A 17,614-nucleotide genomic window follows, 5' to 3' on the forward strand; every position below is an offset into this window, starting at 1 on the left:
GCGCGCGGGGGCTTACAAGCTGGTTTACCAGGCGCGGTGGAGGAGTTCGGTGGCTTCGGGGAGGGAGAGGTTGGCGCGGTGGGCGGCTCGGGCGAAGACGGTTGCTGCGGCTCGGGTTTCCTCGTCGTCGACCCGGCTGCGGGACGCGAGGACGAACGTCCCGTTCCGCCCGCGCGTCTCGACCAGCCGCTCCGCCTCCAGCTCCTTGTAGGCGCGAGCAACCGTGTTCACCGCCAACCCCAGATCCCCCGCCAACTGCCGAACAGTCGGCAGCCGAGTCCCCTGCGCCAGCTCTCCGGTCCGGATCAGACCGTCGATCTGGTCCTTCACCTGCTCGTACGGCGGTTTCGCCCCCGCCGGATCAACCGAGATGATCATCCGGCGACCCGCTGCACCCGCTGCAACCCGCGGCGGCTGGCGGCGACCATCAGCGCCGTACACCACATCGCCACCGACACCAGGAACAGCACGGTAGCGAGCGGCGAGACATAGCCCGGTACGTCGGAAGGCCACTCGAACGACATCGGCATCGCCGCGCCGAGCAGCCACGCCACCGTCAGCACCGCCGAGCCGATGTCCCGCAGCGTCGTCGCCCGGAACGCCTCCTGCCACCGCAGCTCGGCCTCGCGCCCGGACGGCTGGTTCACCCGCAACGCCGTACGCATCAGCAGCAGCCCGATCGCCCACACCACTACCGCCGCCAGACCGCTCCCGATCAGGATCCACCCCCGCGCCGGATGGTCGTTCGTACCAAGTACCACCACGCCCAGCGCGGCCCCGGCCAGCGGCAGTACGACGCACCCGTCGTAGATCGCGATCTCGACCGGACTCAGGTAATCGCTCAGCTTCCGCGGCCGCAGCGCCGCCAGCCGAGGCCCGTCCGCACGAGAGGCCCGAACGGTCCGGTAGCCGTTGATCAACGTCGCAAACCCGCCGAAAGCAGCCGTTGCCGCCAGCAACCAGGTCAGCAGCCGGGCGTCCAGCGCCGTCCCCGGAACGAACCCGAGATCGATCCCCAGATGCACCAGTACGACGGCCGCCCCGGCGACGAGCACACCGGCCAGTACGCCGAGGATCAGGATCTCCTGACGCCGCCGGTACCACTCAAGCGCCACCTCGACGAGGTCACGGTCCCCCGGCAGCCCACCTCGCACGACCCGCCGGTCGACCTCCCGCTGCGCCGCCTTCCGACGCTGCACCCACAGGACGACCGACACCGCCACCATCATGGCCACCAGCCACAGCACGTCCACCGCGAACCACGCTCCCTCGAGATCTTTGTATCAAATGTATTGATACAAAGACCGTAAGTCAACCGAGGGTCACGCGAAGTCGGCCGCCGTGTACGCCTTCTGCTCGACCAGGACGAGCCAGTTGCCCGAGTTGTCCCGCAGTACCGCCTCCACGCCGTACGGGCGGTCCGCCGGCTCCTGGATGTACTCGACGCCGCGAGCCGTCAGCTCGGCGAAAGTCTTCCGGCAGTCGTCAGTCGCCAGCCCGACCCCGTGCATCGACCCCTTCGCCATGATCCGCCGGATCCAGCCCGCGGACTCCTCGTCGAGGGGCGGCCCGGGCAGCATCAGGGCCAGCTCGAGCTCCGGGTGGTCGACCTGATGCACCGTGCACCAGCGAAAGTCCTCGCTCAGCGTGATGTCCTCACCGAGCTCGAACCCGAGCTTCTCGGTGTAGAACGCCTTCGCCGCGTCGATGTCGTCGACGTAGACCGTCACCAGGCTCACGTTCGTGATCACAGTTCCTCCTCAAAGGTCATGTGTACGACGCTAAGCCCCGGACTCCCCCACCGGCTTCTCCGGAATTGCGGAGTTCAGTCCGAGCATGAACACGAAGCACCCCGGGATCCGCGCGCCGGTCTGCGTCCGCTGGTACGCCGTCGGTGTCATCCCCACCAACTCGGTGAACCGCTGCGAGAACGACCCCAGACTGCTGTACCCGACCAGCCCGCACACCTCGGTCACCGTCAGGTTCGTCGCCCGGAGCAGATCGGTCGCCCGCTCGATCCGCCGCCGGGTCACGTACTGCATCGGCGTCTCGCCGTACTCCGCCGCGAAACACCGCAGGAAGTGGTACTTCGAGACCCCCGCCGCGGTCGCCAGTGCAGCGAGATCGAGCGGCTCGGAATAGTTGCGATCGGCAACATCCCGAGCCCGCCGCAGATGCGGCAGCAACTCCACCGGCACGACGATCGACACGCTTCGAGCCTAGCCCTCGCGGAGGAACTCAGACATCCAGCCAGTCGCGTACCTGCCGGCGGAGGAAGTCGAGGTCCGCGGGGATGTCGCGAGGTGAGCCCGCCCGATGCCCCCAGATGCTGGGGATCTCCACCAGTTCCGCGTTCCGCAGCGAGGTCAGCTCCAGCTCGTTGTCCGCGGTCCGGAAGTAGAGGTCGGTGGCCGACGGCATCAACAGCACGCGGGCGGTGATCGCTCCGAGCGCTGCGGCCAGGTTGCCGTCGTACGACGTGCTGATGTCGGCGGCCAGCCACGTGAGCGCCTGTGCGTACTGGTCGGCCGCGGCGCCTTCGGCGAAGCGATCCACCCAGTCGGTCTGCAGGAACGAGTCGAGATCCGGCGCTCCCAGTACGGACTCGAACAACCGCGCCCGGTAGAAGTCCTGGCTCAGCCCCCACCCGGCGTACACGTGCGCAAACGCACGCTTGGCGGCAACCGGTTCAGCCGTGAACTGCCCGTTGCCGGCGTACTCGGGAGCTGCCTCGAGGATCCGCAACAGGCCCAACAGGAAGACCCGGTTGTGGAGCGAGGTCCGCGCGCTCCCACAGACGACGATCGCGCGCTCGACGAAGCCGGGATAGAGCGCTGCCCAGTGGTACGCCTGGCCGGCGCCCATGGAGAACCCGTACGCCGCGGCGAGCCGATCGACCGCGAACTGCTCGGTGATCAGCCGGTACTGCGCATGCACGTTGTCCGCCATCGTGACCAGCGACGGAAACTCCGGATCCGTCGACGCGCTCGACGAGAGCCCGTTGCTGAACATATCCGGGATGACGATGAACCACCGCTCGGGATCCAGTACGCCGTCACGCCCGATCAGCCACTCCTGCGTCTCGTGCGTCGCGCCGTAGCTGCACGGGTAGACGATCACGTTGTCGCGCGCCGGCGACAGCGTGCCGTAGGACTTCCAGGAGAGCTTGGCGTTCCGGATGACGCCGCCGTTCTCGAGCTTCAGGTCGCCGAGTTCGAAGCTGCCGGTCATCACGCGAGCACACCTGCCGGGAGCAGGGCGTGGACGCCCCAGGTCTGGTTCGCGACCTGGGTGACGCGGAGATCGACGGCGGTGCTGGCAAGTGCCAGGGCGGTGCTCTTGCCCACGTCGAGGAGCGCCTGCATCCAGCGCACCATCGCGTCCAGCGCGTCGCCGGTCGCGACATTCAGATCGGCGTCGAACCCGAAGGTGATCCGGCCGTCCGGGGTCTCCGCGTGGATCGTCTCGATCGGTCGCGGATCGCGGACCAGGTCGACGGTCAGTGTCGTGGTCATCGGGCACTCGATCGCCGTACCGCCCACTTCGCCGTCGCCCTGGGCGGCGTGGCCATCGCCGAGGCACAGCATCGCGTCCGCGACCGCGACCGGCAGATAGAGCGTCGACCCCGCGACCAGCGACTTGCAGTCGATGTTGCCGCCACCGACGGCTCGGGGCGGGATCGTGGAGTGCTCGCCGCTGCTCTCGGGTGCCACACCGATCACGCCGAGGAACGGTGCGAGGTCACGCGTGAAGCCACCGTTGCAGCGACCGGTTCCACCGTCGGGATCGAGGTCCCAGAGCAGCCAGGCGGGTTGATCGGTGACGCCCAGTCGCTCGGTGATCGGGGACTTCAGCGCGCCTGCGACGGTCCAGCCCCAAGGGTCAGGGGTGAGGGACACCAACCGGATCGCGAGCACATCACCCGGCTGTGCGCCGCGGACGGCGATCGGCCCGGTCAGGCAGTGGCCGCGCGCCTGGTCGAACATCCTCGGCTGCTGCTCACCGGGTGTGGTCTGGGGTGACAGGTAGCCCGAGGCATCCAGCGAATGGACCGTGAGCGTGTCGCCCGGATCGATCGTCAGCACCGGAGGCTGCTCGGCGCTGAACACGTCGACGGTGGTCTCGGGGGTTGCGTCCAGCTTGTGGATCATCATCTACCTCACGGGCGTCAGGACGTGGGTCGTCAGGGGATGGTGGCACGCGACTGCGTGCAGGCCGTCGGACGGTTTCAGTATCGGGACCTCTGTGGCACAGCGCTCGGTCGCGAGCGGGCACCGGGTGCGGAAGTGGCAGCCGCTCGGTGGATCGATGGCCGACGGCAACTCGCCGCCGAGACCGGTCGACCGGGCCGCGGCCTCCCGGTTCTTCGCCGACTCCGGCACCGGGATCGCCTTGATCAGCCCGGCCGTGTACGGGTGGCGCGGTGCGCTGTAGACGTCCTCACCGGCTCCGAGCTCGACGAGCCGGCCGAGGTACATCACGCCGATCCGGTCGGCCAGGTACTTCAGCAGCGACAGGTCGTGCGAGATCACGACGTACGTCTGGCCGTACCTGTCCTGCAGGGACCGCATCAGGTTGAGGATCTGGGCCTGGACCGAGACATCGAGCGCGGACACCGGCTCGTCCGCGACGATCACCTTGGGCCGGAGCGCCAGCGCGCGGGCCATCGCGATCCGCTGCCGCTGGCCACCCGAGAACTCGTGCGGGTACCGCTCCGCCGCCTCGGGCGGCAACCCGACTGCCTCCAGCAGCTCAGCTACGGTACGGCGTCGTTCGCGCCGGGTCCCGATTCCCTGCGCCACCAGCGGTTCCGCGATCAGCGCGGCAACCGTCATCCGCGGATCGAGCGCGGCAGCCGAATCCTGGAACATCATCTGCAGATCGCGTCGGCGCCTCCGGAATCCGGTCCGGCTCTGCGCCGACAGGTCCCGGCCGTCGAAGCTGACCGATCCGCTGGTCGGCCGCTCCAGCCCGACCAGCATTCGCCCGAGCGTGGTCTTACCGCAGCCCGACTCCCCGACGATCCCCAGCGTCTCCCCGGCCGCGATGGTCAGCGTCACTCCCGACACCGCTTGCACCGCCCGCGACGGGGCGAAGGGCCGCTTCGACCGCACGCCGAACCGCTTGTGTACGTCGAAAAGCTGCACCAGCGAGTCGGATCCGCGCGGCTCGGCCGCCTCCCGGACGCCGGCAACCGCGGCCGCGGCCTGGGTGCGCCCATCGGCCGGATGGAAGCAGGCGTGCAGGTGATCCCCACCGATCAGCGACGGATCAGCGCTACGGCAGTCGTCCTGCGCGAACGCACACCGTGGAGCGAACCGGCACCCCGGTGCCAGATCGAGCAACTTCGGCGGACTGCCAGGAATCGTGGCCAACTCTGCGTTCCGGTCGAGTTCCAGTGTCGGCATCGCGGCGAGCAACGCCTGGGTGTACCGATGCCGCGGCCGCTCGAACAATTCCTGTACGCCGCTCTGCTCGACCACCTGTCCGCCGTACATGACGGCGACCCGGTCGGCGTACTCGGCGATCACGCCCATGTCGTGGGTGATCAGCAGCACGCCCATGGACAGCTGCGACTTCAGGTCGTCGATCAGGGTCAGGATCTGCGCCTGGATCGAGACGTCCAACGCGGTCGTCGGCTCGTCGGCGATCAGCAGCTTCGGATCGCACATCAGGCCGAGCGCGATCATCACCCGTTGCCGCATCCCGCCGGACAGCTGGTGCGGGTAGTCGTCGAGCCGCTCGCGCGGTCGCGGCATCCCGACCAGTCCGAGCACCTCGGTCGCCCGGGCCGTCGCCGTGGCGCGGCTGCTGTCGACGTGGATCCGGTACGCCTCCCGCAACTGACTGCCGATCGTCCGGACCGGGTTCAGCGAGGTCATCGGGTCCTGGAAGATCATCGCCAGTTCGCTGCCGCGCACCGTACGCATGGCCGATTCGTCGAGCTCGGTCAGCTCGCGGCCGTCCAGCCGGATCGAGCCGCCGGTGATGGATCCACCGGGCGGCAGCAGCCGCATGATCGACATCCCGGTCATCGTCTTGCCGGACCCGGATTCCCCCACCACACCAAGGGTTTCCCCGGCCCGGACGGCGAAGCTCACCCCGTCAACAGGACGGATCCGGCCTTGTGCGGTGTCGATCTCGGTCCGCAGCCCGGTCACCTCAAGCAGACTCATGTGCGATGTCACCTCCGTGACGGGACAGCCGGATCGCCAGCCGGCGGTAGCTTCGGCCGAACCTGATCCCGGCCCGTGGATCCAGCACCCGCATCAGGTGATCGCCGGAGAAGTTCGCGAGCAGGATGGTCGCCATGATCGCGAGTCCGGGAAAGGTCGACAGCCACCAGGCGTCGGCCAGATTGGTCGCACCGGCGGCCAGGTCACTCCCCCAGTCCGGCGCCGGCAGCCGGACGCCCAGACCCAGGAAGCTCAGGGTGGTGGCGGTCAGGATGCCCCAGCCGATGGCGCTGCTGCCGAGCACGACCACCTCGGTCAGCAGGTTGGGCAGCAGGTGCCGCCACGAGGTGCGCAGCGTGGTGGAGCCGAACACCCGGGCGGCCTCGACGTACTCGGCCTTGCGGAGCCGGCGGACCGAGGACTCGACCACCCGCGCGAAGCCCGGGGTGAACGCGATCCCGATCGCCAGCACGATGCTGCGGACACCCGACCCGGCGGTGGCGATCAGGATCAACGCAATCAGCAGCACCGGCAGGGCGAGGAACACGTCCACCAGGCGCATCACCACGGCGTTGAGCCACCGCGGCGCCACACCGCCCAGTACGCCGATCGCGACACCCGCAACGCTGGCGAGAAGCACCCCCAGGAAGGTCGCGACGAGGACCGGGCGCGCGCCGTACACGGTGCGGCTGTAGACATCCCGGCCGAGCAGGTCCGTACCGAACAGATGGCTGCCGCTCGGCCCCTCCAGGTGCGCGTCACTCGTCGCTACCGGGTCGACGTGAGCCAGCACGCCGGGTGCGAGCAGCAGTAGCAGCACCAGGAGTGCTGCGAGGCTCAGGGCCATCCACTTGAGCCGGCTCATGCGGCAGCCTCCTGTCTGGTGCGTGGGTCGATCGCGCCGACGATCAGGTCCACGCCGAGATTGATCACGACGTACGCGATCCCGATCACGACCACGGCGCCCTGCACGACTGGGATGTTCTTGCTGGTGATCGACGTTGCCAGGAAGCTCCCCAGCCCGGCGCGGCCGAAGATCACCTCGGTGATCGCGGCGCCGGTCAGGATATTGCCGAACTGCAGGCCGATCGTGGTGACCGCCGGAACCGAGGAGTTCCGCAGTACCTGCCGCAGCAGCACCCGCAGCTCACCGCTGCCGCGCGCCCGGGCGGACTTCACGTAGTCGCTGCGCATTTCGTCGATCACGCGGCCGCGGACGAGTCGGGTCAGGATCGCCGCGTAGCCCCAGCCCAGCGAGACCGCCGGCAGCAGGAGGCTCTTGGCCGTACCGTCGTCGATCGCGGACAGCAGGTGCAGCTTGACACTGAACACCAGCACGAGCAGCAGGGCCAGGAAGAAGTACGGCACCGCGACACCCGCGAACGAGATCCACCGCGCCGCGGTGTCCAGGACCGAACCCGGCCGCATGCCCGCGACCAGTCCCAGCGGTACGCCGACCAGCACGGCCACCAGCATCGAGGCGGCGGTCAGGATCAGCGTGCTCGGTGCCCTGGACAACAACTCGTGGCTGACCGGGGTCTGGGTCAGGAACGACGTACCGAGGTTGCCGTGCACGAGGTTGACAGCGAAATCGGCGTACTGGCGCCACAACGGATCGTCGAGTCCGAGTTGCTGCCGCAGCGTCGCGATCTGCTCCGGTGACGCGTTCGCGCCGTACAGGATCACTTTGGCCGGGTCGCCCGGTACGACGTGTACCAGGACGAAGGCGATCAGGGTGATGCCGATGACGACCGGGATCGCCGCGCCCAGCCGTCGCACCACGAACAGCAGCATCAGCCGACCGTGGCGCTGTGGAACGCCAGGTAGCCGTTCAGGGTCTGGTGCAGGTTCTGCACCTTCGGCGACAACGTGAACGCGCCGGCCACGTCCCACAGCGGCAGGTACATCGAGTCCTGCATGAGCTTCGCGCCGACCTGTTCGTACAGCCCGTTGCGCGTGGCGTCGGCGGCGGTCGCGTTCGCCTTGGCGATCAGCTTGTCCACCGCGGGGTTGGCGTAGTGCGACCAGTTGAAGCCGGACTGGATCGCGTTGGAGTTGACCCAGATGTTCAGCAGGTAGGGGTCGGCGCCGTAGTAGCCGAAGGAACCGAGGTTGTGCGCGCCGGAGTTGAAGCTCGCTTGCGCCGTCGCGAACGGCTGTACGGCGGTGTTCGCGCTGAACCCGGCCTTCTGCAGCTCCGAGACGACGAACTGCGTCGGCAACTCCAGCCCGCCGCCGCTGAACAGGATGATCTCGAGGCTGAGCTTCTTGCCGTTCTTGGTCCGGATCCCGCCGTCGCCGACCGTCCAGCCGGCCTGGTCGAGCAGCCGGCCGGCCTTGTCCGGATCGTAGGAATAGGTCTTGCTCGCCGCCGAGCTGTACCCCGGCGTGATCGGGGTGAGCACGTTGTGCGCGGGCTTGTAGACGTCGTACAGGACGTCCTTCACGAGCGCGTCCTGGTCGACGGCGTACATGATCGCCTGCCGCACCAGCGGGTCGTCGGTCGGCGGTTTGGTCACGTTGATCGGCATCCCCAGCGGCGTACCGATGGAGGGCACCAGCAGCTGCTGGAACTTGCCGGACTTCTGCGCGGCGGAGATGTTGTTGGGCGGCAGGTTCATCGCGATCTGCAACTGCCCGCTCTGCAAGGCGTTGTAGCGGCCGCTGTCGTCGGTGACGATCCGGAACACCAGCTTGTCCAGCTTGGCCGGACCGTCGCCGAGCGCCTTCGGACCCCAGGTGTACTTCGGATTCTTCAGCAGCGTCAGCTGGCTACCGGCCTGGTAGCTCTGGAACGTGAACGGCCCGGTCCCGACCGGATTGTTCCCGTACGCCGTCGGCCCGTACTTCGCCAGCGCGGCCGGCGACGAGATGCCGAAGTTACCGGCCGCCTGCTGGTGCAGGAACGACGCGTTCGGGGCCGTGAAGACGATCTGCACGGTGTAGTCGTCGAGGATCCTGGTCTCTTTGTACGGCCCGAGCGCACCGAGACCGCTCTTGGACTTGGTCTTCGGGTCGACCACGTGGTCGTACGTCGCCTTGACCGCCTTCGCGTCGAACGGCGTCCCGTCGTGGAACGTCACGCCCTTGCGCAGCTTGAAGGTGTAGACCGAGGCGTCGGGCGAGATCGTCCACGACTCCGCCAGGCCCGGATGGAAGGCACTGCCGCCCTTCCCGTCCGGCAGCCAGTAGACCAGCGGGTCGAACAGCGCGAATGAGATCAGCAGCGTGAGCGCGAGTCCGGTGGCGCCGGGGTCGAGGGTGTCGGGGGTGGCGTTGATCCCCATCGTCAACGTGCCGCCGCCGGCGGACGTGGCCGCGGACGAGGTGCTGTCGCCGCAGGCGGTGAGCATCGGGGCGAGGCCGATCCCGGCGGCCAGCCCGCCGCCGAGGCCGAGCAGCCTGCGGCGGGAGAACTGGCCTGGAAGCGTGAGGTTCATGCGACGTACTCCTTGGGCAGGCAGGAGGGGTGCTATCCCGTATGTTGTATACGGCTTCTGCTACGCGCATGTTTCCAAGGGAGGACGTGACGGTTTCAAAAGTGCCGGTTCGTATACAGAACCGTCAGCTCACGCAGTGGCGTCGTGCGGGCGGACCGGCTCCAGTTGGGGACGGAGCGCGTTGCGGACGCTGAGCACATGGTGCCGGGCGGCCGCCTCGGCCAGGTCGGGATCACCCGCGGCGATCGCCGCGATCAGGCCGTGGTGCTCGGCCCAGGCGGCGGGGTTCTGCAGCGGGGCGCTTTGCCGCAGCAACCACTGACCACGCTTCACCATCGGGATCGCCAGGGCGATCAGGTAGTCGTTCCTGGTCAGTTCGAAGATGAGCGAGTGCAGCTCGGTGTGCAGGGTCGACAGCGCATCGAGGTCCTGATCCGGGCCGGACTCACCGACCAGTTCGAGAATCGCCCAAGCCCTTGTAATCAAGGCGGTTTCGGGATTCTCGACCGACGCCGCCAGCCGGGCGCCGAGCGGCTCGAGGGCGAGCCGGACCTGGAACAGATCCTCGGCCTGCTGGGCCGACAGCTTGGCCACGAAGGCGCCGCGCCGCGCGGTCACGTCGAGGAATCCCTCGGCCTCGAGGACCCGCATCGCCTCCCGGATCGGGTTGCGGGACACCCCCAACTGCTGGGCGAGCCGGTCCTCGACCAGACGCTCGCCGGGCGGCAGTGAACCGGCCAGAATGAGGCGCCGCAGCTCAGCCGCGACCACGTCGCGCAGCGGTCGATGGCCGTCGCCGACCATAATCGGGGTCGTAGTCACCCGGTGCATCGTATACGAACGGGGTGTCCGGACCGGTCTTTCGGTCTGGGCCGAAGGTTTCGCAACCGCCGGCGGGGCGGGTGAAGCTCGGTCTCATGAGAGTCGGACAAGGTGGTAACGGACCGGGGCCGCTCACGCCGGACGGCAGTGCGGTCGAGCTCTACGAGAACACGCAGGTACACGGCGAGGACGAGTTGATCGACGCGGCGATCGATCCGGGCAGCAGCATCCTCGAGCTCGGTTGCGGCACCGGCCGCGTCACCCGGCCGCTGCTCGCGCGCGGGTATCAGGTGGTCGCCGTCGACGAGTCGCCGGACATGATCGCCAGGATCACCGAGACCGAGACGATCTGCTCGACGATCGGCGATCTGCGGCTGGACAGGCAGTTCGACCTCGTCCTGATGATGTCGTTCCTGATCAATGTCGCCGACGACGCGGAACGCCTGCGCCTGCTGCAAACCTGCGCGCATCACGTCCGCCCCGGCGGCTCGGTGATCCTCCAGCAGCAGACTCCGGGCATGCTGCGCGGTCCGGCCGTGATGGTGAACGAGCAGCGCCGGATGGAGATCTCCGACGTCGAGGAGCTCCCCGGCAACCGGCAGGCCGCGACGCTGACCTATACCGTCGACGGTAAGTCGTGGTCGCAGCGCATCCTCACCCAGAACCTCTCCGAGGACGACCTCGCGACCCAGCTGGCGCAGGTCGGCCTCAAACGCACCGACTACCTCACCCCGGATCTGACCTGGGTCCGCGCCCGACCGGTCTGACGCGCGGCAACCTCGCACGGCCCTGCGGACCCTGCAGGGTATGACCATGACTTCGAGCCGGCCGGAGAAGCCTCCGACCGCGCGCGACGGGGACCTGTGGGACGCATTGCGCCGCCAGGATCCGGAAGCGCTCGGCGAGCTCTTCAGCCGGTACGCCGCCGCCGTGCATGCGTACGCCGTACGCCACACCGGCTCCTACGCGTACGCCGACGACGCGGTCCAGGCGGCCTTCATGACCGCCTGGAGGCACTTCGGTCGCTCGGATCCTGGCCCGCTCAAGTACGACACTGCCCTCCCCTGGCTGCTCGCGATCGCCCGCAACGAGCTGCGCAACACGGCGAGAGCACGCCGACGGCTGACGCAGTTCCTGCTCCGTCAACCGGCGCCGCTCTCGCATCCTGATCATGCCGAGACGGTCGCCGCGCGCGTCGACTCGGAGAAACACATCCAGGCCGTACGGGCGGCGCTGTCCGCCCTGCCCGCGCACGAGCGCGAAACCGTCGAGCTCGTCTACTGGGCCGAGCTGTCGATCGCCGACGCCGCCGTCGTACTGGGCGTCGCCGAAGGCACCGTCAAAGCCCGCCTGTCCCGCGCCCGCCGCCGGCTACCGGCCCTGCTGGAGGAGCACCGATGAACCTCACCACGCCCCCTCCGGTCGAGTCCCTCGCGCCGGACTACGCCACCGACCTACAACACGACCTCGTACGCCGAGCCCGCAAGCAGCACCGCGTCCCCGCGTGGACTCCAGTCCTCGCAGCCGCCTGCGGCATCGCGATCATCATCGCCGGCGGTCTCCTCATCACGCGCAAGGACAACCTGCTGTCCCCCGCCGACCGGCCGTCCATCGTCCAGGTGCCGGCCGGCAAATCACCGACGCAGTCGCTCGACCTCGGTCCGGCGTCGGCTAACGAAGCGAGCGTGGCGGCCGTGGCCTGCCTGGCCAAGGAGGCCGCTGCCGCGAAGCCGAATGAGTACCCCGAAGGGTCGCTGGATCCGGCCACCATCCAGCTCAAGTCCGCCCGGTGGATCAAGGGGCTCGGGACACCCGGACGCGCGCGGGAGCTGGTGCAGTCGTTCATGACCGCGAACTCGGTCTGGTTCCTGTGCGTCGACGGGCAGCCGCAGTCGTACCAGGGTGTCGGCGACGGCGCGGCCGACGATGTCGTCGGGTCCTGGTCCTGGGCCAATGTCGGCTCGCCAAGCATGCTCAGGGCAACGTTCTCGTTCCGGTCGCTGGCGATCGTGACCAAGGTCGAGCTGCGGATCCGAGACACCGAAGGGGCCTCACCCTGGTCCGTGGTGTCGGTCGCCGACCGGGGCGGGTACGTGACAGCAGTCCTGCCGGACGCGCGAGCACAGCACGGCTGGGCACAGGTGGACATCCGTGGGCTCGACGCGACCGGCAAGGTGCTGTTCGAGAAGACCGTCGGCTGATAGCCGTCAGCCCAGGCCGCCTCCGTTCTTCGCCAAGGCGTCGAACTGGGGGCGGGTCAGCTGACTGGTGTCACCCTTGAGCTTCGCCGGGCGGGTGCAGATGACGCCGGCCGGGATCGAGCCGGTCAGGTACTGCAGGGCGCTCTTGAAGGAGTCGCAGCGGCGCTGGTCCTCGGCGCCGGCCGGGTAGCCGATGGCGGCGTTGACGCGGCCCATGTCGAGGTTGTCGGCGTACGGATTGATGTTACGGGCAACGGTCCAGTACCAGCGGGCGATCGGTGCGCTCCACTGCAGCGACAGCGCGAGATCCGGGTTGCCGAGCAGATCGATGCCCAGGTACTGACCGGCCGGGCCGTAGTTGAAGTCGCCGGTCAGCTGGATGTACCCGCGGCCGCCGTACAACCTGGTGTCGCCGATCTCTCGCGGATGTTGTACTCCAGCCGCGACTCGTGCACCAGCGTCGCGAGGAAGGCGGCCTTGCGGTACGGGGTGTTGATGTTCGCGTCCCGCATCGCCTGGTTGAGCGACGGGAGACCGGTCTGCACGATCGACGGGTTCACGATCCGGCTGCCGAACATCGCCTGTACGTCGGCCAGCGTGATGTCACCGGTCTCAGGCGGCGGACCGTCACCGCAGATCGGTACGCCGGGCAACTGGTCCTGCGGGATCGCGACGTACACGACGGTCACATAACCGCCGAGCGCGGGCACATGAGCCCACCACGAACTGGTCCCGTCGGAGTTGCTGACCAGGTCGCCCTGCTTCTGGCAGTCGACGTCGATCGACGTCGGTCCGCTCAGGGTGCCGACGACAGCGGACGAGAGATAGGCGTCGGCGCGGACGTTCACGCCGCTGCCGTAGGTCTGGAAGACGGTCGCGTACGCCGGGACCACCGCGGCGAACGCGAGGCCCAAGCCGGCGACAAGGGCAATGAGGAGACGACGCATGAGCAACTCCCGGGGCGGTAGGAGGGGGCGGATGCCGTGAAAACCTAACTATGCATCTTCACGGCACCGCCAGTTTCCTCCCAAACCCGGTCGAGCTCAACCCTTCTCAGGTTTGGCGTCGACGCCGGCTTCCTTGCGCTGCTCCGGAGTGATCGGCGCCGGCGCGGCGGTCAGCGGGTCGAATCCGCCGCCGGACTTCGGGAACGCGATCACGTCGCGGATCGATTCCGTACCGGCCAGCAGCGCGGTGATCCGGTCCCAGCCGAACGCGATCCCGCCGTGCGGCGGCGCGCCGAACTTGAACGCATCCAGGAGGAAGCCGAACTTCTCCGACGCCTCCTCGTCGCTCAGCCCCATCACCTTGAACACGCGTTTCTGCACGTCCTCGCGGTGGATACGGATCGAGCCACCACCGATCTCGTTGCCGTTGCAGACGATGTCGTACGCGTACGCCAGCGCCGACCCCGGATCGGTGTCGAACGTCTCCATCGAGTCCGGCTTCGGCGACGTGAAGGCGTGGTGTACGGCGGTCCACGCGCCCGACCCGACCGCGACATCACCAGCGGCCGTCGCGTCGTCGGCCGGCTCGAACAGCGGCGCGTCGACGACCCACACGAACGACCACGCGGACTCGTCGATCAGCCCGCCACGACGGCCGATCTCCAGCCGGGCCGCACCGAGCAGCGCCCGGGACGACTTGATCGGACCCGCAGCGAAGAAGATGCAGTCGCCCGGCTTCGCGCCGACGTGATCGGCGATACCCGCGCGCTCCTCCTCGGACAGGTTCTTCGCGACCGGTCCGCCGAGCTCACCGTCCTGGCCGACGAGTACATAGGCCAGACCGCGGGCGCCACGCTGCTTCGCCCATTCCTGCCACGCGTCCAGCTGCTTCCGCGGCTGGTCGGCGCCACCGGGCATCACGACGGCACCGACGTACGGCGCCTGGAAGACCCGGAACGGCGTGTTCTTGAAGTACTCCGTGCACTCGACGAGCTCGAGACCCATCCGCAGATCCGGCTTGTCGGAGCCGAAGCGGGCCATCGCCTCGCCGTACGTCATCCGCGGGATCGGCGTCTGCACGTCGTACCCGACGAGCTTCCAGAGCGCGGTCAGGATCTCCTCGGACAGCGCGATGATGTCGTCCTGGTCGACGAAGCTCATCTCGATGTCCAGCTGGGTGAACTCCGGCTGCCGGTCGGCGCGGAAGTCCTCGTCGCGGTAGCAGCGGGCGATCTGGAAGTACCGCTCCATACCGGCCACCATCAGCAGCTGCTTGAACAGCTGCGGCGACTGCGGCAGCGCGTACCAGCTGCCCGGCTGCAGGCGGGCCGGCACCAGGAAGTCGCGGGCGCCTTCCGGCGTCGACTTCGTCAGCGTCGGCGTCTCGATCTCGACGAAGTCATGATCGGCCAGCACCGCACGGGCAGCCTGGTTCACCTTGCTACGCAGGCGGATCGCCGCACCGGGACCCTGGCGGCGCAGGTCGAGGTAGCGGTACTTCAGGCGGATCTCCTCGTTCACCGGGGTCGCGTGGTGCTCCTCGACCGGGAACGGCAGCGGAGCGGCCTCGTTGAGCACCTCGACCTCGGTGGCGATGATCTCGATCTCGCCGGTCGGGAGGTTCGGGTTCGTGTTGCCCTCGGGGCGCGGCGAGACCTCGCCGACGATCTTCAGGCAGTACTCCGAACGCAGGCCGTGCGCGGCGTCCTCGTCCCGGATGACGACCTGGACGGTGCCGGACGAGTCGCGCAGGTCGATGAACGCCACGCCGCCGTGATCGCGCCGCCGCGCCACCCAGCCCGCCAGGATCACGGTCTCGCCGGCGTCGGATGCGCGCAGCGAACCTGCGGAACGGTTACGGATCACGAGTTCTCCTCTTGCTCTTCGATCTGAGGTTTCAGGTCGGCCGCCGGCGGCGCCCACGTCGCCGGGTCGACCGGCACCTGCTCACCACTTCGGATGTCCTTCATCTCTGGGCCGTTCTCGGTGCTGAACAGCACGAACGGGATCCCCCGCCGGTCCGCGAACCGGATCTGCTTCCCGAACTTCGCCGCGGCAGGCGCAACTTCAACCGGGATCCCGCGCCCGCGCAGCTGGATCGCCGTACGCATCGCCTCGGCCCGGTCCTCTTCGGAGTTCAGCGCGATCAGCACGGCCGTCGGCGTACTCCGGCTCGCCTTCAGCAAACCCTTGCTGATCAGCCGGTGCACCAACCGCGACACCCCGATCGAGATCCCCACGCCCGGGTACGTCGTCTTGCCGTCCGAGGCGAGCGAGTCGTACCGCCCGCCGGAGCAGATCGATCCGTATCCCTCGTCGCCGATCAACTGCGTCTCGTAGACCGTGCCGGTGTAGTAGTCCAGCCCGCGGGCGATCTTCAGGTCGGCGACCAGCAGACCGGGCGCGTGCTCGTTGGCCGCCGTCATGATCTGCGACAGCCGCTCGAGCCCTTCGTCGAGGATCTCGTGCTGTACGCCGAGCGCGCGCACCTGATCCGCGAATGACGCATCCGTGCTCGAGATCTCCGCCAGCCGCAACACCTGCTTGGCGGTCTCCGCGGACAGGCCCGCGGTTGTCAGCAGGTCGGTCACCTTGTCCGGGCCGATCTTGTCCAGCTTGTCGACGATGCGCAGCGCGCCGGTGATGTCCTCGATGCCCAGCCCGCGGTAGAAACCCTCGGGGATCTGGCGGGTGTTCACCTGGATCCGGAACGCCGGGATCGGCAGCTTGCGGAACGCGTCCGCGATCACCAGCGGCAGCTCGACCTCGTAGTGGAACGGCAGCTCTCCGCTGTCGATGATGTCGATGTCCGCCTGGGTGAACTCGCGGTACCGGCCCTCCTGCGGACGTTCACCGCGCCACACCTTCTGGATCTGGTAGCGCCTGAACGGGAAGGTCAGCTTGCCGCTGTTCTCCAGCACGTACCGGGCGAACGGGACGGTCAGGTCGAAGTGCAGCCCGAGGGCCGCGTCCTCGTCGGCGCCGGCGGCAAGCCGTCGTACGCCGTAGATCTCCTTGTCGGCGTCCTCGCCCTGGTTGGACAGGCGCTCGACCGGCTCGACCGCACGGGTCTCGATCGACGCGAAACCGTGCAGCTCGAACGTCTCCCGGATGGTGTCGAGGAACTGCAGCTCGACAATTCGGTCTGACGGTAGGAATTCGGGGAACCCGCTGAGTGGGGTCACCTTGCTCATGATTTCGGCATCTCCAGGTCCTGCAAGTAGGGGTTGGTCGCCTTCTCCCGGCCGATCGTGGTCTGGCCACCATGACCCGGCAGGACGACGATCTCGTCGCGCATCGGCAGGATCTTGGTGGCCAACGTATGCAGCATGGTCGGATGGTCGCCGCCAGGCAGATCCGTCCGGCCGATCGACCCGGCGAACAACACGTCACCGGAGAACAGCACCGCGGGCACCTCTTCCGGCCCGTCGTACGGCGTGGTGAACGTGACCGACCCGCGGGTGTGGCCCGGGGTGTGGTCGACGGTGAAGGTGAGGCCGGCCAGCTCCAGGCTCAGACCGTCCTTGAGCTCGGCGACGTCGTCCGGCTCGGCGAACTCGTGGTTCCCGCCGAGCAGCATCCGGGCCGACTCCGGGCTGATCCCGGCCATCGGGTCGGCGAGCAGGTGCCGGTCGTCCGGGTGGATCCAGGCGGTCGCGTCGTACGTCCCGCAGACCGGGAGTACGGAGAACATGTGGTCGATGTGACCGTGTGTGAGCAGGACCGCGACAGGTTTGAGGCCGTTCTCTTTGACGACCTGCTCGACGCCCTCGGTCGCGTCCATCCCCGGGTCGACAACGATGCATTCCGCGCCCTGGCCGGTGGCGACGACGTAGCAGTTCGTACCCCACGCACCCGCGGGGAACCCGGCGATGAGCACGACAAACCTTCCTGGAACGGATTCGGGAACACCTAAGGCTACCGGTGCGGATCGGGTGAGAACGAACCGGATTGTGACGCAACACCGTTGCGCCTGAGCTGGGAGTTTGTGATTGTTCAGGGATAAGCGTCGAGAAGGCAGCTCGACG

The 17,614-nt window shown here is 68.2% G+C and carries 19 protein-coding genes; 3 read left to right on the forward strand and 16 right to left on the reverse strand.

Going from position 1 to position 17,614, the window contains the following annotated elements:
- Nucleotides 1–24 precede the first annotated feature (24 nt).
- From ACFWUU_RS37335 to ACFWUU_RS37385, 11 genes are all read right to left on the reverse strand, one after another.
- Nucleotides 25–378, reverse strand: coding sequence for a GntR family transcriptional regulator (locus tag ACFWUU_RS37335; RefSeq protein ID WP_137257539.1), 354 nt, complete (start codon nt 376–378; stop codon nt 25–27).
- Nucleotides 375–1,253: a hypothetical protein gene (locus ACFWUU_RS37340; protein ID WP_380182972.1), complete on the reverse strand. Its 879-nt coding sequence runs from the start codon at nt 1,251–1,253 to the stop codon at nt 375–377. The genes ACFWUU_RS37335 and ACFWUU_RS37340 overlap by 4 nt, the downstream gene beginning before the upstream one ends.
- A 69-nt stretch (nt 1,254–1,322) precedes the next feature.
- Nucleotides 1,323–1,751 carry a VOC family protein gene (locus tag ACFWUU_RS37345; RefSeq protein ID WP_380182974.1) on the reverse strand — a complete coding sequence of 143 codons (429 nt, stop codon included), beginning with the start codon at nt 1,749–1,751 and terminating at the stop codon, nt 1,323–1,325.
- 30 nt (nt 1,752–1,781) lie between these two features.
- A complete protein-coding gene (locus tag ACFWUU_RS37350; RefSeq protein ID WP_380182976.1) occupies nt 1,782–2,210 on the reverse strand; it encodes a helix-turn-helix transcriptional regulator in 429 nt (142 codons plus the stop codon).
- Nucleotides 2,211–2,238: 28 nt separating this feature from the next.
- The gene (locus ACFWUU_RS37355) at nt 2,239–3,231 is read right to left on the reverse strand and encodes an alpha/beta fold hydrolase (protein ID WP_380182978.1); all 993 of its coding nucleotides are present in this window, start codon (nt 3,229–3,231) and stop codon (nt 2,239–2,241) included.
- Nucleotides 3,231–4,151, reverse strand: a complete 921-nt coding sequence (locus ACFWUU_RS37360; RefSeq protein WP_380182980.1) for an acetamidase/formamidase family protein — start codon at nt 4,149–4,151, stop codon at nt 3,231–3,233. The genes ACFWUU_RS37355 and ACFWUU_RS37360 overlap by 1 nt, the downstream gene beginning before the upstream one ends.
- A 3-nt stretch (nt 4,152–4,154) precedes the next feature.
- On the reverse strand, nt 4,155–6,176 hold the full coding sequence (locus ACFWUU_RS37365; protein WP_380182982.1) for a dipeptide ABC transporter ATP-binding protein: 2,022 nt from the start codon (nt 6,174–6,176) through the stop codon (nt 4,155–4,157).
- Nucleotides 6,163–7,041 (reverse strand): ABC transporter permease, encoded by an 879-nt coding sequence (locus ACFWUU_RS37370; RefSeq protein ID WP_380182984.1) that lies wholly within the window; start codon nt 7,039–7,041, stop codon nt 6,163–6,165. Before ACFWUU_RS37370 ends, ACFWUU_RS37365 begins: the two co-directional genes overlap by 14 nt.
- Nucleotides 7,038–7,970, reverse strand: a complete 933-nt coding sequence (locus ACFWUU_RS37375) for an ABC transporter permease (RefSeq protein WP_380182986.1) — start codon at nt 7,968–7,970, stop codon at nt 7,038–7,040. Before ACFWUU_RS37375 ends, ACFWUU_RS37370 begins: the two co-directional genes overlap by 4 nt.
- Nucleotides 7,970–9,616: an ABC transporter substrate-binding protein gene (locus ACFWUU_RS37380; RefSeq protein ID WP_380182987.1), complete on the reverse strand. Its 1,647-nt coding sequence runs from the start codon at nt 9,614–9,616 to the stop codon at nt 7,970–7,972. The genes ACFWUU_RS37375 and ACFWUU_RS37380 overlap by 1 nt, the downstream gene beginning before the upstream one ends.
- A 129-nt stretch (nt 9,617–9,745) precedes the next feature.
- Entirely contained in the window at nt 9,746–10,438 is a 693-nt protein-coding gene (locus tag ACFWUU_RS37385; protein WP_380182989.1) for a GntR family transcriptional regulator, read from the reverse strand.
- Nucleotides 10,439–10,533: 95 nt separating this feature from the next.
- Here ACFWUU_RS37385 and ACFWUU_RS37390 point away from each other — a divergent pair, with 95 nt between their 5' ends.
- The 3 genes from ACFWUU_RS37390 to ACFWUU_RS37400 are packed head-to-tail and all read left to right on the forward strand — an operon-like array spanning nt 10,534 to nt 12,639.
- A complete protein-coding gene (locus ACFWUU_RS37390; RefSeq protein WP_380182991.1) occupies nt 10,534–11,205 on the forward strand; it encodes a class I SAM-dependent methyltransferase in 672 nt (223 codons plus the stop codon).
- A 40-nt stretch (nt 11,206–11,245) separates the two neighbouring features.
- Entirely contained in the window at nt 11,246–11,839 is a 594-nt protein-coding gene (locus tag ACFWUU_RS37395) for an RNA polymerase sigma factor (protein WP_233715012.1), read from the forward strand.
- On the forward strand, nt 11,836–12,639 hold the full coding sequence (locus ACFWUU_RS37400) for a hypothetical protein (RefSeq protein ID WP_380182993.1): 804 nt from the start codon (nt 11,836–11,838) through the stop codon (nt 12,637–12,639). The genes ACFWUU_RS37395 and ACFWUU_RS37400 overlap by 4 nt, the downstream gene beginning before the upstream one ends.
- Nucleotides 12,640–12,645: 6 nt before the next feature.
- On the opposite strand, the gene ACFWUU_RS37405 is transcribed toward ACFWUU_RS37400, so the two are convergent.
- The 5 genes from ACFWUU_RS37405 to ACFWUU_RS37425 form a co-directional block, all read right to left on the reverse strand.
- Nucleotides 12,646–13,041 carry a glycoside hydrolase family 19 protein gene (locus tag ACFWUU_RS37405; protein WP_380182995.1) on the reverse strand — a complete coding sequence of 132 codons (396 nt, stop codon included), beginning with the start codon at nt 13,039–13,041 and terminating at the stop codon, nt 12,646–12,648.
- Complete coding sequence (locus tag ACFWUU_RS37410) at nt 13,011–13,586, reverse strand: hypothetical protein (protein ID WP_380182997.1); 576 nt, start codon at nt 13,584–13,586, stop codon at nt 13,011–13,013. Before ACFWUU_RS37410 ends, ACFWUU_RS37405 begins: the two co-directional genes overlap by 31 nt.
- A gap of 96 nt (nt 13,587–13,682) precedes the next feature.
- Entirely contained in the window at nt 13,683–15,452 is a 1,770-nt protein-coding gene (gene aspS, locus ACFWUU_RS37415; RefSeq protein WP_137257553.1) for an aspartate--tRNA ligase, read from the reverse strand.
- Nucleotides 15,449–16,780: a histidine--tRNA ligase gene (hisS, locus tag ACFWUU_RS37420; protein WP_137257554.1), complete on the reverse strand. Its 1,332-nt coding sequence runs from the start codon at nt 16,778–16,780 to the stop codon at nt 15,449–15,451. The genes aspS and hisS overlap by 4 nt, the downstream gene beginning before the upstream one ends.
- On the reverse strand, nt 16,777–17,466 hold the full coding sequence (locus ACFWUU_RS37425; protein ID WP_137257555.1) for an MBL fold metallo-hydrolase: 690 nt from the start codon (nt 17,464–17,466) through the stop codon (nt 16,777–16,779). The genes hisS and ACFWUU_RS37425 overlap by 4 nt, the downstream gene beginning before the upstream one ends.
- Nucleotides 17,467–17,614 lie beyond the last annotated feature (148 nt).

This window comes from Kribbella sp. NPDC058693 (assembly GCF_042715335.1).
GTDB lineage: Bacteria > Actinomycetota > Actinomycetes > Propionibacteriales > Kribbellaceae > Kribbella > Kribbella jiaozuonensis.